Here is a 14,067-nt window from a genome sequence, read left to right on the forward strand (position 1 = left end):
CTCGGTCAGCCGGCGAGCTTGCAGGAGTCGGGGGCGGCGGTCACGTGGATCTCGGTGTTCCAGCCCGAGCCGATCGTCACGCCCATGTGGTCGGGGCCGGAGGGCGCCCACGTGTCGGTGTTGGCCGAGTACCGGTACCAGCGCAGGACCGGGCCGGTCCGGCCGTCGAACGGGCTGGTGCCGGTGCTGCCGCGGCCGTACAGGATGTCGCCGCCCGGCGAGAAGACCTCGCTGAACATCTGCCAGCCGACGCCGACCGCGCGGTCCTTGTCCGCCCACGCCGAGGCCGTGAAGTCGTACTCGAAGCGGAACATCTCGCCGCTCGGCTTGCGCGCGTACAGCACGCCGTCGCCGGCCGCGGTGATCGAGTCGAAGCGGGACCAGCCGGTGTCCAGGACGTCGCCGGCGCCGTTGACCCACGAGCCCGTCGTGTCGTTCCAGAGGTAGTACTTCAGCCGGCCCTGGTCGTCGATCATGAAGATGCGGTTCTTCTCGTCGACGGTGATCCGGCGCTGGTACTCGTCGGTGAGGTAGCGGTCCCAGCCGTTGCCGACCTGGCCGCCGCCGCTCCAGCCGGTGACCGTCGAGTACGTCCAGCGCTTCAGGGCACCGGAGGCGAACTGGTCGCCCGAGCCGTGGTTGCGGTGGATGTCCCAGATGACGCCGCCCTTGCCGGCCAGGGTGCGGCCGTCCCAGCCCCAGCCGATCGCGCTGCTCGGCTGCGACCAGCTGACCGCGCCGTCGGCCGGGCCGAGGTGGACGTAGCGCCAGAGGCTGCCGTCGGCGCGGGCGGTCCAGATCGCCGCACCCTCCGGGCACGAAACCGGCGTCGGCACGGTGGTGTCGCGGATCCACCCGGCGAGGTCGTCGACGCGGGTTTCGGTGCCGCCGGAGCGGGTCTCGGTGACGTCCAGGCAGCCGTGCTGCCACGACGTGCTGCTCAGCGCCACCAGCTGGGCGGTGCCGCCCGCCAGGCGGAACGCGGGACCGCCGGCGTCGCCCTTGCAGGTGTCGGTGCCGTCGGCCGACGACACCGTCACGGTGGCGCCGTTGACGCCCGACACGGTGAACGGCGCGACACGCGGCCGCGCGGGCACCCACTCGGTGGCGGTCCGGCCGAACCCGGCCACCTGCAGGGTGTCCCCGGCCTGCGGCGCGGTGGTGCCCAGGGCGATCGGCTGGACGCCGGTCGCCGGCTTCTCCAGCTTCGCCAGCACGACGTCCCGGTCGGTGCGGCGCACGACCTTCGTCAGCTTCGCGGTGAACCCGGCGCCGGTGCCCAGGTCGACGTCGCCGACCACGACGGTCGCGGCTTCGGTCGGGGCGCCCGCGCTGCCCGCGGTCAGGCAGGTCGCGGAAGTGAGGATCCAGGACGGGTCGATCAGCGCGCCCGAGCAGGCCTTCGCCGGGGTGGCGATCCGGGCGAGGAACGGGTGGGTGCCGACGGGCACCACCGTGCCGCCGGACAGCGCCTCGGCGGGGGTCGCGGTCAGCAGACCGCCGGCGAGCAGGGTGACGGACAGCGCGGTGAGCCGGGTCCGGCCGCGTGGGTGCATCGGTTTCCCCTCGGTGGGTGCGGTGGCGGCGCCCCGGCGGGACGCCGCCACCGGTGGCACGGTCAGAACAAGGTCGACTGGGCGGCGTTGAACGTGCCGTTGCTGCTCCACTTGACGCCTTCGGAGTCGAACCCGCCGGAGGCGTTGGCGTGCCAGCGGAACAGGTTCGTGTTCGAGCCGCCGTAGTCGTAGGAGGCGACCAGGTCCGTGCGGCCGTCCCCGTCGTGGTCGGCGGTGGTCCACTGCGACTGGGCGAGGTTCCAGACCCCGGTCCCGGTCGTCCACTGCGTGACCGGCGCGTCGACGCCGGTGGCGGTGCCGTGCCAGGTGCGGAACGTCAGGTTCGCGCCGCCGAGGTCGATCGCGGCGCCGAGGTCCGTGCGCCCGTCACCGTCGAAGTCGCCGGAGACGAACTTCGCCTTGCCGGACGGGATGCCGCCGTTCCACTTGACGTTCTGCGCGTCGAACCCGCCGGAAGCGTTGCCGTACCAGAGGAACAGGTTCGCGGAGTTGTCGCGGTAGTCGTAGAAGGCGGCCAGGTCGGCCCGGCCGTCACCGTTGAAGTCGCCGCCCCGCCAGCTCGACTGGGCGAGGTTCCAGTTGCCCGGCCCGGTGCGCCACTGCGTGACCGGGGCGTCGAAGCCGGACGCCGTCGCGTGCCAGGTCAGCATGCTCAGGTCGGCGCTGCCGTTGTCGTAGGCGGCCGCGATGTCCGTGCGGCCGTCGCCGTCGAAGTCGCCCGTGGTGAACCGGGCGTTGAGCGGCCGGAAGGCGCCGCTCCACTTGATGCCCTGGCTGTCGAACCCGCCGGAAGCGTTGGCGTACCAGAGGAACAGGTTCGAGCCGCCGTCGAGGTAGTCGTAGAAGGCGCCGAAGTCGGTGCGGCCGTCGCCGTTGAAGTCGCCGGTGACCCAGCGGGCCTTGGCGGCCTCCCAGCCGTCGGCGTTCCACTTCAGCTGCGGGGCACCCACGCCGCCGTCCGCGCTCGTCGGCCAGACGTACACGCCGGTACGCGCGTTCTTGAGGTCGTAGCCCGCGCCGGTGTCGTCCTTGCCGTCGCCGGTGAAGTCGTTGCCCGCCGAGACCGGGGTGGTCGCCGAGACGACGTCGGTCGGCGTGCTCGTCCAGCCGTCGGCCGTCGCGACGACGACCCGGTAGTAGCGGGTCTGCTTGGCGGGCAGGCCGGTGTGCGTGTACGACGTGCCGCCGACGCTGCCGAGCAGGTGCGCGCTGTCCACGGGCACGTCCGGGGTGGCCGCGGCGTAGACGCGGTAGCCGATGCTGCCGGCCACCGCGTGCCAGGTCAGCGTGATCGAGTGGCCGACGGCCTTGGCGACCGGGGCCAGCGCCTGCTGGCGGATCCAGCCGGCGATGTCGTCGATGCGGGCGGCCACGGTGCCCTGGCGGGTGGTGGTTTCCCCGAAGCAGCCGTGCTGCCACGAGGTGCTGGTCACCGCGAGGACGTCGGTGCGGCCGCCGGCGTCGCGGAAGACGGGCGCGCCGGCGTCGCCCTTGCAGGCGTCGGTGCCGTTCGTGCCGGTCAGCGTCAGGGTGGTCGCCGTCGAGGACGCGGCCTTGAACGTGCCGACGTGCAGCGTGTCGGGCACCCATTCGCTTTCGGTGCGGCCGTAGCCGGCCAGGCTGAACGTTTCGTCGCCGCCGCCGGAGCCGGCCGGGATGGTGCTGAGCGGCAGGGGAGCGATGTCGGTGAGGGGCGTGGCGAGCCGGGCGAGCGCGACGTCCCGGTCGGCCCGGACGACGACGTTCGTGACTCCCACGACGTGCCCGCCGGTGCCGCTCAGGCTGGTCCGCCCGATGGTGGCGGTGGTCGCCTTGGCGGGTACCCCGCCCTGCGGGTTCTCGGGGAAGCAGCCGGCGGCGGTGAGGACGAGGTCGGGCGCGACGAGTGCCCCACCGCAGGCGCGCCCGTCGGCGGTCAGTTTCGCGGCGTACGGATAGGCCCCCGGCGCGGCGGCGGTCCCGCCGGAAACGGCTTCGGCGGGACCGGTGGTCAGCAGCCCGGCGGCCAGCAAGGCCGTGGTGATGGCCACGGCCCTGGGACGGATGGACATGCGGGTGTTCTCCCCTCGTGTGCGGAACAGATCAGGGCGGCTTTCTCCCCGGTGGGTGCGCCCTCGATGAATGGGTTCGCGGAATGGCGAATCGGTGGTTTCAGACGTGTCCCGCTCAGCGGAAAAACGGCGCATCATGGGGAATGGATTTCCCCGCGCGCCAGCCGGCCCCCCGACCGGTGTTTCCTCCCCTAGTCGATCCCTCCCCGCCTGTCCAGACGCCGAACGTCGCAACCGCCGTGACGGTGGTCGCAGCCGCGCAGGTCAGGCCCCCATGGGGCGTTGATCCGCCCCGTGGTCCCATCGACAGCAAACTCCGGATATTACCGGTATGGGCCGTGATGTGCCTCACATTCCGGCTTGCCAGTGTGGTGGGTTAGTGTGTGAAAGCCTGTCGCTGCGGCGGCGGGGAAGAGGGGAGTTCGATTTCATTTCCGCACGCTTTTTCGGCGTGTCGCAATTCTTGCCCTTGCGGGCCCGGAGTGATGACAGCACCACAGCACGACCCCGAGCTCTTCGACGAGCTGTTGCGTGCCGAACTCCGGCAGCAGCCGATCAGCCGGTACGCCGTCGCCACGCTCGTCTCCGGGGCTCCTCGGCGGCCTCCTCGCGCCCGTCTTCGGCCTCATCGCCTTCACCGCCTGGACGGGCGTGCTCGCGTACCGGATCGGCACCGGGACGGCGTGATGGCAGCAGCGGACGGCCACCCAGGTGCGCGGAGAAGCACACCGGTGAGGCGTTCGAGGTGCTCCCGCTGGGCGAGGGCCCGATGCCCGACATCCTCGAGCTCTACCGGGACACCCTGGCCCGCTGCGAAGCCGACGCCCGCGCGGTCCCCGACGTCCGCGTGCAGGTCATGACGCCGACGTCGGCGAACTGGGCCGCGGGCGAGCACCGGGCGATCTGCTACTACCACTTCGCCGCCGAGACCACCGGGCCCGCGCGCTGGGCTCCACCCGGGTGCTCAGGACTCCGCCGGTTTCGTCCACGCCACCTGGACCAGCCCGGTCCCGTGCCGCCGCGATACCAGCGTTCCCCGGCCCGGCGGCTGGGGTGACGGCTTCACGTCCGCCAGCAACGCGCCTTCGTCCTTCGTCCCCGACATGATCAGCCCCGGCGAACCCAGCTCGCGCAGCCGTTGCAGCACCGGCTCGAACAACGCCCTGCCGGCCCCGCCCGACCCACGCACGATCACCAGGTGCAGGCCGATGTCGCGGGCCTGCGGCAGGAACTCCAGCAACGGCTGCAACGGGTTGCGGCCCACCGTCGCCACCAGCTCGTAGTCGTCCACCAGGACGAACAGCTCCGGCCCGCGCCACCACGAGCGGTTCCGCAGCTGCTCCGGCGTCACGGACGGCCCCGGCAGGCGGTTGCGCATCGCCTGCGCGCACTCCGCGATCAGGTCCGTGAGCTTGCCTTCCGCTCCCGCGTACCCCAGCAGGTGCGGCTCGGCCACCGCGCCGAGGAGACCGCGGCGGTAGTCCGCCACGATGATCGCCGCTTCCTCCGGCGTGTACGCCGACGTGATTCCGGTGGCGATCGCTCGCAGCAGTGACGACTTGCCCGACTCCACATCGCCGAACGCGACGAAGTGCGGGTCCGCCGCGAAGTCCAGGTACACCGGGCGCAACGTCGATTCCGCGATCCCCAGCGTGACCTGGCGCGACGGAGCCGCGGGCAACTCGTCCAGGGGCACCTCCGGCGGCAGCAGCCGGACCTGCGGCGCGCGCGGCCCCTGCCACGCCTCGGAAATCCGCCGCACCAGGTCGACGCCGCCGGCGCCGATCGTGTCCGGGCGCTGGTCGGAGTCGATGCGGGGCAACGCCGCCAGGAAGTGGAGCTTCTCCGCCGTGATGCCGCGGCCCGGGCGGTCCGCGGGGACGTTGGCCGCCACCTTGCGGTCGATCGAGGAGTCCATCGGGTCGCCCAGGCGCAGCTCGAAACGGGTGCCGATGGCGTCGCGCAGCTGGGCGCGGACGCCGATCCACTGGTTGAGCGAGACGATCACGTGGATGCCGAAGCCGAGCCCGCGCGCGGCCAGGCCGGTGATCTGCTCCTCCAGCTGCTCGTACTCCTGGCGGATCGTGGTCCAGTTGTCCACGAACAGGAAGACGTCGCCGAACTCGCGCTCGTCCGTGCTCTCGGTGAACTCGGACCGGCGGGCGCGGAACGCCGCCATCGACTCGATCCCCTGCGCCGCGAAGAACTCCTCGCGCTGCTCCAGCAACGTCGTCAGCTCGGCCACCACCCGGCGGCAGCGCTGCGCGTCCCGGCGGGTCGCGTACCCCGACACGTGCGGCAGCCCGGCGATCGGCGCCAGCGCGCCACCGCCCATGTCCAGCACGAACAGCTGCACCTCGGCCGGGGTGTGCGTCAGCGCGAGCATGCCCGCGATGTCCTTCATCAGCGTCGACTTCCCGCTCTGCGGCGCGCCGACGATCAGCGCGTGCCCGGCCGCGCCGGAGAAGTCGGCCCAGTGCAGGTCGCGGCGCTGCTCGAACGGCTTGTCCACCAGCGCCACCGGGATCGTCAGCTTGCCGTTGCCGCCCCAGCCGAGCGGGCACAGGCCGCGCGCCGCGTCTTCGCCGAGCGGCGGCAGCAGCTGGTCCAGCGTCGGGGGTTCGGCCAGCGGCGGCAGCCAGATCTGGTGCGCCGCCGGGCCGCGGCCCTCCAGGCGCGACAGCATCGCGCCGATGATCGTCTCGCCGGTACCGCCCTCCGCAGGAGCCGCGGACACCTCGGTCGTCACCGGGATTTCCACCGGCGCCAGGGAAAACGGCAGCACGCCGAGCTCTTGACCGTCCTCGCGCACGACCGTGCTGCGCGGCGGCAGTTCCCCGGAGACGTAGGCCGCCTTGAGCCGGATCAGCGTTTCGGTGTCGGACTTCAGGTACGCCGACCCGGGCACCGGCGGCAGGTGGTAGGCGTCCGCGACGCCCAGCACCGCGCGGCTTTCCGCGGCGGAGAACGTCCGCAGGCCGATCCGGTAGGACAGGTGCGAGTCGAGCCCGCGCAGGCGACCCTCCTCCAGCCGTTGCGAAGCCAGCAGCAGGTGAATCCCGAGCGACCGCCCGAGCCGGCCGATCGCGACGAACAGGTCGATGAACTCCGGCCGGGAGGACAGCAGCTCGCTGAACTCGTCGATGATCACCAGCAGCGACGGCAGCGGGTCCAGGGGCGCGCCGTCCGCGCGGGCCTTCTCGTAGTCGCGCACCGACGCGTAGTTCCCGGCCGCGTGCAGCAGTTCCTGCCGCCGCAGCAGCTCGCCGTTCAACGCGTCCGCCATCCGGTCGACCAGCGCGAGGTCGTCGGAGAGGTTGGTGATGACGGCGCACGTGTGCGGCAGCCCGGTCATCCCGGCGAAGGTCGCGCCGCCCTTGAAGTCGATGAGCGCCAGGTTGAGCGTCTCCGACGAGTGCATCACGGCCAGCGCCGTCACCAGCGTCCGCAGCAGCTCGCTCTTGCCCGACCCGGTCGCGCCGATGACCAGGCCGTGCGGGCCCATGCCGCCCTCGGCCGACTCCTTGAGGTCCAGCTCGACCGGACGGCCCTCGGGGTTCACGCCCAGCGGGATCCGCAGCCGGTCGCGGGCCGCCCGCGGGGCCCACGTCACGGCCGTGTCGGTGTCGCGCGGGTCGCCGATGCCGAGCAGCCCGGCCAGCCCGAACGTCGCGGACATCGGTTTCTCGCCGACGACCGCGGCGGGCGTGTGCAACGGCGTCAGCATCCGCGCGAGGGCTTCCGCGGCGCCGCGGTCGAGGACGTCCGGGCGGCCGAGGAAGCCGAGCCGCTGCTCGCCGCCTTCGCCGACGACCATGCCGAGGGACTCCGGTGCGGTGTGCAGGCTCAGCAGCTTCTCGGACGACGACGTCCGCGGGTGCTCCTGCCCGACTTCGAGCACCGTGACGCCGAGCCGCCCGTCCGAGCCGATCAGCCGGGGCTCGCCGTGGGCGTTGCCGCCGTCGACCAGGACGATGAGGTGGGGCAGGTCGAGCTCGGCCGCCGCGCGCCGGCTGAACGCGGGCCGTTCGCCCAGGTCGGCGCCCAGCAGCTCGGCCAGCCCGGCCGCGGTGTCGGCGGCCAGCCGCCGCGAGCCGACGGCGTCGGCCGCCCCGGCCGCCGTCGCGTGCGGCAGCCACTTCGCCCATTCCCAGTCGTGCTGCCGGTCCGGCGACACGCAGAGCGCGACCCGCAGGTCCGCGGGGGAGTGGAAGGTGACGAGCTGGCACAGCAGCGCCCGCACCAAGCCGAGCACGGCCGGCCGCCGCCCGGCCACGGTGACCGCGGCGAACGACCGCAGCGACAGGGCGACCGGCAGGCCGTCCACCGTCGAGTAGGTGCGGATGAAGTGCTTGAGGCTGGTGGAGGACACCGGGTCCAGGTCTTCCAGCGGCACGGTCTGCGGCGCCTTCAGCGGCGTCGCGAGCCGCTGCGGCCCGGTGCCCGCGCGCACCTGCGCGAACTGCGGCTCGGTGCGGCGCCGGTCCCACAGCTTCCCGGTCTCGACGTAGGCCCACAGGTCGGCCGGGTCGGGCTGGACGGCGACCATGGCCGCGCGCTGGCCGTCGGCGATCTCGCGGACCTGGGCGCGCAGCCCGGAGAGGTACCGCTGGTAGTCCCGGCGCTCGTCGTTGATCTGCGCCTTCTTCGCCATTCCGCCGCGGCCCAGCGACATCACCACCATGCCGCCCATGGCGCAGATGAAGAGAGCGCCGAAGATCCAGGTCATCACGCCGCCGTCGCGTCCGATGTAGACGAACGACATCGCGCCCATGCCGAGCATCATCGGCAGGAACATCATCAGCTGGACCATGCCGCCGGACGAGCTCTTCGGGAGCATCGGCGGCGACTGCAGCACGATCTCGGACGGGCGCTCGGGGATGAGGCTCATGCAGCAATGCTCCAGCGGATCGGGGCGGCTCTGACCGGTATTTTGGCCACTTGCCGACACACCGCGGTGGGTACTTTTGCCGTCCGCCCGCTTCCGGGGCCGAACTTACGCTCAGCCGAGCACACACCCCGGAAGGAGACCCATGGCCGGCGAGTACCGGGCTGAGCCCGAGGCGATGCGCTCCGCCGTGGGCAACGTCGGGGGCATCATCGCGCACGGCATCAACGCCGTTGCCGACCTCGAACGGCTCGTCGTGCAGCCGATGTCGTTCGCGACCTTCGGCAGCGCGGTCGCCGCCGCGAACGCGGCCCTGCACTCCGGCCAGATCACCGCCGTCCGCACGCTGCTGCAGCTGCTGCAGCAGATCAACGGGCTGGTCAAGGCCAGCGCCGACGCCTACCAGGCGGCCGACCAGGACGTCGCGTCCGGCTACGGCGGCGGGCACGCCCCGGCGAGCACCGCGTCGTCGATCTGGGGCAGCTCGCACGCTTCCGAGCTCGCCACCCTGGCCATCAACGACAGCGCGGGCGCCCACGGCGAGCCGTCGTCGGTCGGGAACGTGCTGCGCTACCTGGGGGACGCGCGGCTGGGCCGGCTCGGCGACCACCCGATCACCGACACGCGCTTCCACGGTGTCGCCGACTTCAACGACTGGCTGGCCGGCGACGCCGACAACCAGGCGCGGGTCGGGCTGATCGAGGTCTACGCCGGCACCGCGCGGACGTTCTCCGACGTGCCCGGCGGGGTGCACAGCGGCGACGTCGTGGTGGTGGAGCCGCTGCTGTTCTCCGACCGCCAGCCGGTCATCGGCGTCGCCGGCGACGGCGGCCGCCTCTACAACCACGGGCTGCTCGACGCCCGCACCGGCGGGCTGGCGAAGGTCAGCGTCTACCGGCCCGCCTCCGTCGTCTGATCGTCCGCCCCTCGAACCTGATGTGAGGACCGATGCTGACTTTCCCGAACTCCAGCGCGATGGACGCGACCGCGTCTTCGGGCGGCCCGATCACGATCCTGCCGCAGATCGTCACCGGGCAGCCGGAGCAGATCGCGAAGCACGTGGTGGACCTGGTCCGCAAGGCCGAGCAGTTCATCAGCATGTACAACGAGCTGACGAAGGCCGCCGACCAGCTGGGCAAGATCTGGTCGGGGGCGGCGAGCGAGTCGGCGCTGAAGAAGATCAGCGACTCGCTCGACCAGCTGACGAAGATCATCAACGTCGTCCAGAAGGGCGCCGAGCTGCTCGGCGTCTCCGGCACGCTGATCAAGACCGCGCAGGAGGCCTACCGCGCGGTCGTCTCCGCGGTGAACCCCACGGTCGCCGCGCTGATGTCGAACTGGTGGACCTACGGGGCGGCGGTCGCTTTGTCGACCGCGACGAGTGCGTCGCTGCGGGCGTTCATCACCGCGATCGGCGCGCTGCTCAAGGCGCTCGGCGCGGTGGACCTCGCCCAGCAGGTCACCACGCTCGCGCAGGTCATCGGCGAGATCGAGAAGCTCTTCCACCACTCCTCCGGCAGCTCGGGTGCGACGGCGCCGTCGATCGGGAGCACCCCGGTCACCGCGCCGCAGACCCCGCCGCCGGTGGCGAGCCCGTCGGGGCAGCAGGCGGTGGCGGGCGGGAGCGGCGGGGGGATCCCGCAGCAGCCTTCGTTCACCGACTACACCCCGCCCGCGCTCGCCACCGGCGGCGGTTCCAGCGGCGCCGGTGCCACCGGTGCCACGCCCGCGAACAGCTGGATCCCCGTCGACCACCCGGCGACGACGCCTTCGGTGCCCGCGCCCGCGCCCGCGCCGTCGATCCCCGCCCCGGCGGCCGGGCACGCCGACGAGGTCGTCATCCACACCAACCTGACCACCGGTGAGTCCACTGTGGAGGCTCCGGGCGGCCAGGACTTCGACCTCGACATCGACCTGGACTTCAACGGCAAGCACTTCAGCCAGCACGTCGGCTACGACGCGGCCGGGAACTAGCCGGTGGCGGGCTCGGGGGTGGTCGACGCGTCCGGGGTGGTCAGCTCCGTGCTGTCCGGCTACCGGCGCGTGCTCGTCGAATGCCGCCGGCGCGTCACCGGGGACCCCGGGGCGCTGAGCGCGGCCTCGCAGCGAGTCGCGACCCGCGCGTCGGCGGTTTCCGGCCAGGCGAAGGAAATCGACGAGTCCGCGAAGGCCCTGCACGCGGACTGGGACGGCGACGCCTACACGGCTTTCGCGACGGCCGCGGGCGAGCTCGGCAAGGAGCTCGCCGACACGGCCGCGAAACTCGGCGACCAGGCGAACCGGCTCGCCACCGCGGCCCGGCTCGTGCAGTCCGCGGAAGCCGCCATCGACTCGGTGCTCGCGCAGTTCGATCAGTACGCCGCCCAGCTGACGGCGCAGGCCCGCGCGGTGAACTCCGCCTCGGTCGGCGCGTTCATCCAGGCCGCGCGGCAGCTGGGGGAACAGAGCGTCGCCGCGGCCCGCGAGGTCGTCGAGGAGTTCTCCGACGCGCTCGCCGAGCTGTTCCCGCCCGAAGGCGTCGGCCGGCTGGAGCACGAGCTCGGCAAGTGGGCCCGCGGGCCGCTGCACTGGCTCAACGGTGAGCCCCTCGACGGCCGGAAGCGGCCGCGGACCGTGCCGTCGTGGTTCGGCAACTCCGGCTGGAAGAAGCTCACCTGGGACGGCCTCGAAGGCACCCGGGCGCCGAAGAAGGCGGACACGCCGTTCGGGCAGCCGGAAGCCTCCGGGCTGAAGGAGAAGATCGGCCGCAACACCGAGATCACCTACTACAAGTTCCAGCACGAGCAGGACGGCTGGTCCCCGGAGTACGACGGGAAGATCACGTCGAAGGGCTGGGACGCCTCGGCGTCCGGGCACGCGGAACTCGCGGCGCTGCACGGGGAAGCCGAGGCCAAGAAGGCGTGGGGTGTCGCCGAAGCCCACGCCAAGGGCACGGTGTTCGCCGGCGGCGAGGCGAGCGCGTCCGGCACGATCGGCGCCCACGGCGTCGGCGCGCACGCGAACGCTTTCGTGGGCGGGAAGGTCGAAGGCGAAGTCGCCGCGGACGTCGCGGGCATCGGCGTCGGCGCGAACGGCACGCTGCAGTACGGCCTCGGCGCGCAGCTCGACGCCCAGGCCGTCTACGACGCCGGGCACCTCAAGGTGAACTTCAAGGCGGGCGCGGCGCTCGGCCTCGGCCTGGGGGTCGGCGCGAAGATCGACATCGACCTGCCGAAACTCGGCCACACGATCGGCGAATACGGCGGCGCGGCGGTCGACGCCGTCAGCCACGCGGCTTCGGACGCGGCCGACGCCGTCGGTGCCGCTTGGGACGACGCGGTCGCGTACGTGGGGCTGTGATGACCCTTCCCCTCGACTTCGTCATCCCCGACGGCTGGACCGCCGTCGACCCGGGCGACTCCGGCGCGGTGTTCGTCGCCGTGCACGACGCCGCACCGGGCGAGTTCGTCCCGAACATCACGGTGAGCGTGCAGCAGCGGCCGGACGACACGACGATCGACGCGATCGCGGACGAAGCCGTCGAACGCCTTTCGCGGACGCTGGCCGGGCTCGAGGTGCTGAGCCGCCGCGACGTCGGCGATCCGGCCGCTCCCGCCGTCATGCAGCTGCTGCGGCTGCGCACCGGCGAAGGCACCGAGCTGATCCAGACCCAGGTGCACCTGACGGTCCCCGGCGCCACGCCGGCGGAGCGGCTCGTGCTCGAGCTCGCCTGCACGGCCGCGCCCGCGACCGCCCGGCGGCTCTCACCCGGTTTCCAGCGGTTCGTGGCCAGCGTCCACGTCCGCCAGCACGAAGGGAAGCAACAGTGACCGATCCGTACGCGGTGCCCGACATGGACGAGCTCCTCTCCCAGGTGCGCAAGCAGACCGAGGAAGTCCAGCGGATCCAGCGCACGGTCGAGGCGATGGAGATCAAGGCGCACTCGCGGCAGAACGAGGTCACCGTCACCCTCCGCGGCGACGGCCGCTTCACCTCGATCGACATCGACCCGCGCGCGATCCGCGAGTACGACGCCCGCAACCTCTCGGAGATCGTCCTGGAAGCGGTGAACGCCGGGCTGCAGAAACTGGCCGAGGCGTCGAGCGCCAAGTTCGCGCCGGTCATCGCGGCCGCGAAAGACGTGTGATGACCGCATCTCTCACCGGCACCACCCGGCGGGTCACGGTGGTCACGCCGCGGGCCCGCGTCGACGTCGCCCTGCCGCAGCAGTCGACGTTCGCCGAGCTGGTGCCGCAGCTGGTCCGGCTCGCCGGCGCGTCCGGGCAGGCGTCGGCCGAACACCCCGGCTGGGTGCTTTCCCGGCTCGGCGGCGCACCACTGGCGCTGGGCCTGAGCGTCGCCGCGGCCCAGATCCGGGACGGCGAAGTGCTGCACCTGACCCCGCGGGAGCGCCCGCGGGGTCCGCTGCTGTTCGACGACGTCGTCGACTCGATCGCCAGCGTCGCCGACACGTCCGGGGGCTGGGGGCCGTCGGTGGCCCGGCGGTCCGGGCTGGTCGCCGCCGTGGTCCTCTTGCTGGCGGGCGGCCTGCTGGTCCAGGCGGCGGCGTCCGGCAGCGTCCTGGCCCCGATCGGGACCGGGCTGCTGGCTTTGGTGCTGCTGCTCGGCGGCGGCGCACTGAGCCGCGCGTACGGCGACGCCGAAGCGGGCGCGGCCGGGTCGCTGGCCGGCGTCGGCGTGGCGCTGCTGGCGGGGATGTCGGTGCTGCCACCGCATCCGTTGTTCTCGCTCTCGGCGGGCCCCCTGGCCGCGGGTTTCGCGGCCGTGACGGTGTACGGCGTGCTGGCGGCGGTCTCGGTGGCGGACCGCCTGCCGTGGTTCGTGGCGATCACGGGCGCGGCGGGCTTCGGCGCGGTGACGTCCGGGGTCGTGCTGCTGGCCGGCGTCTCCGCGGGTTCGGCCGCCGCCGTGGTCGCGGTGCTGTGCACGGCCTTGGCGGCGGTGGCCCCGATGCTGGCGCTGCGCTTGGCGCGGCTGCCGCTGCCGCGCGTCCCGGACGACATGGAGGCGTTCCGGGCGGACGAACAGCCGTCGCTGGGCACGGAGATGATCGGCCGGACGTCCCGGGCCCAGGCGGTGCTGACCGGGTTGCTGGTGGCCCTCGGGCTGGTGGTGCTGGCGGCGTCGGTGGTGCTTTCTTCGGGCGGGCCGTGGGACGCGGGCCTGGCCGCCTTGCTGGGCGTGGCCTGGATCCTGCGGTCGCGGTCGTACGCGGGCCGCGCGCAGCGGCTGGTGCTGGTCGGCTTCGGCGTGCCCACGCTGGTGTGCGCCGGGGTGTGGCTGGTGGCTTCGGGCGACCGCACGGCGATCTTCGCGGCGGGCTGCGCGGTCGTCCTGGCCGCGGTGCTCTGCCTGGTGTACGCCACCCGGGTGGCGCGCGGGCTGCGTTCGCCGTACTGGTCACGGCTGCTGGACGTGACGGAGTTCCTGGTTCTGCTGTCGCTCGTGCCGGTGGTGGCGATGATCGCGGGGGTGTACGAAGCCGTCCGGGGTTGACGCCGGCGCGTGAACGCTGTTAATACTGATCGGTGGGAGCGCTCCCAGACTGTTG

Annotated in this window: 10 protein-coding genes; 7 read left to right on the forward strand and 3 right to left on the reverse strand. The window is 72.7% G+C overall.

Translation table 11 applies throughout. The features are described 5' to 3' along the window. Window positions 1–5: 5 nt before the first annotated feature. Both H5965_RS43610 and H5965_RS43615 read right to left on the reverse strand, forming a co-directional pair. A complete protein-coding gene (locus H5965_RS43610) occupies window positions 6–1,556 on the reverse strand; it encodes a tachylectin-related carbohydrate-binding protein (RefSeq protein ID WP_310977172.1) in 1,551 nt (516 codons plus the stop codon). 62 nt (window positions 1,557–1,618) lie between these two features. Then, the gene (locus tag H5965_RS43615; protein ID WP_310977173.1) at window positions 1,619–3,628 is read right to left on the reverse strand and encodes a trypsin-like serine protease; all 2,010 of its coding nucleotides are present in this window, start codon (window positions 3,626–3,628) and stop codon (window positions 1,619–1,621) included. A 531-nt stretch (window positions 3,629–4,159) separates the two neighbouring features. On the opposite strand from H5965_RS43615, the gene H5965_RS43620 reads away from it, so the two are divergent. After that, window positions 4,160–4,315, forward strand: coding sequence for a hypothetical protein (locus tag H5965_RS43620; RefSeq protein WP_310977174.1), 156 nt, complete (start codon window positions 4,160–4,162; stop codon window positions 4,313–4,315). Window positions 4,316–4,592: 277 nt separating this feature from the next. On the opposite strand, the gene eccCa is transcribed toward H5965_RS43620, so the two are convergent. After that, window positions 4,593–8,519, reverse strand: coding sequence for a type VII secretion protein EccCa (eccCa, locus tag H5965_RS43625; protein WP_310977175.1), 3,927 nt, complete (start codon window positions 8,517–8,519; stop codon window positions 4,593–4,595). Window positions 8,520–8,661: 142 nt separating this feature from the next. Between eccCa and H5965_RS43630 the strand changes: the two genes are divergently transcribed. Genes H5965_RS43630 through eccD form a run of 6 tightly spaced genes read left to right on the forward strand, consistent with a single transcriptional unit; the run spans window position 8,662 to window position 14,012 of the window. Next, window positions 8,662–9,432 carry a WXG100 family type VII secretion target gene (locus H5965_RS43630; protein WP_310977176.1) on the forward strand — a complete coding sequence of 257 codons (771 nt, stop codon included), beginning with the start codon at window positions 8,662–8,664 and terminating at the stop codon, window positions 9,430–9,432. A 32-nt stretch (window positions 9,433–9,464) separates the two neighbouring features. Continuing rightward, window positions 9,465–10,490, forward strand: coding sequence for a hypothetical protein (locus tag H5965_RS43635; RefSeq protein WP_310977177.1), 1,026 nt, complete (start codon window positions 9,465–9,467; stop codon window positions 10,488–10,490). Window positions 10,491–10,493: 3 nt separating this feature from the next. Beyond that, window positions 10,494–11,855 (forward strand): WXG100 family type VII secretion target, encoded by a 1,362-nt coding sequence (locus tag H5965_RS43640; RefSeq protein WP_310977178.1) that lies wholly within the window; start codon window positions 10,494–10,496, stop codon window positions 11,853–11,855. Next, window positions 11,855–12,325, forward strand: a complete 471-nt coding sequence (locus H5965_RS43645; RefSeq protein ID WP_310977179.1) for a hypothetical protein — start codon at window positions 11,855–11,857, stop codon at window positions 12,323–12,325. Before H5965_RS43640 ends, H5965_RS43645 begins: the two co-directional genes overlap by 1 nt. After that, window positions 12,322–12,642: a YbaB/EbfC family nucleoid-associated protein gene (locus tag H5965_RS43650; protein WP_310977180.1), complete on the forward strand. Its 321-nt coding sequence runs from the start codon at window positions 12,322–12,324 to the stop codon at window positions 12,640–12,642. The genes H5965_RS43645 and H5965_RS43650 overlap by 4 nt, the downstream gene beginning before the upstream one ends. Further along, window positions 12,642–14,012, forward strand: coding sequence for a type VII secretion integral membrane protein EccD (eccD, locus tag H5965_RS43655; RefSeq protein ID WP_310977181.1), 1,371 nt, complete (start codon window positions 12,642–12,644; stop codon window positions 14,010–14,012). Before H5965_RS43650 ends, eccD begins: the two co-directional genes overlap by 1 nt. Window positions 14,013–14,067: the final 55 nt, after the last annotated feature.

Origin of the sequence: Amycolatopsis sp. 505 (assembly GCF_031625235.1) — a bacterium.
In the GTDB taxonomy this organism is placed as follows: Bacteria; Actinomycetota; Actinomycetes; order Mycobacteriales; family Pseudonocardiaceae; genus Amycolatopsis.

What these genes read in the sequence shown, in the direction of transcription:
- H5965_RS43610 (WP_310977172.1), bottom strand. Translation starts at nt 1,556, where the DNA reads ATGCACCCACGCGGCCGGACCCGGCTCACCGCGCTGTCCGTCACCCTG.
- H5965_RS43615 (WP_310977173.1), bottom strand. Translation starts at nt 3,628, where the DNA reads ATGTCCATCCGTCCCAGGGCCGTGGCCATCACCACGGCCTTGCTGGCC.
- eccCa (WP_310977175.1), bottom strand. Translation starts at nt 8,519, where the DNA reads ATGAGCCTCATCCCCGAGCGCCCGTCCGAGATCGTGCTGCAGTCGCCG.
- H5965_RS43630 (WP_310977176.1), top strand. Translation starts at nt 8,662, where the DNA reads ATGGCCGGCGAGTACCGGGCTGAGCCCGAGGCGATGCGCTCCGCCGTG.
- H5965_RS43635 (WP_310977177.1), top strand. Translation starts at nt 9,465, where the DNA reads ATGCTGACTTTCCCGAACTCCAGCGCGATGGACGCGACCGCGTCTTCG.
- H5965_RS43645 (WP_310977179.1), top strand. Translation starts at nt 11,855, where the DNA reads ATGACCCTTCCCCTCGACTTCGTCATCCCCGACGGCTGGACCGCCGTC.
- eccD (WP_310977181.1), top strand. Translation starts at nt 12,642, where the DNA reads ATGACCGCATCTCTCACCGGCACCACCCGGCGGGTCACGGTGGTCACG.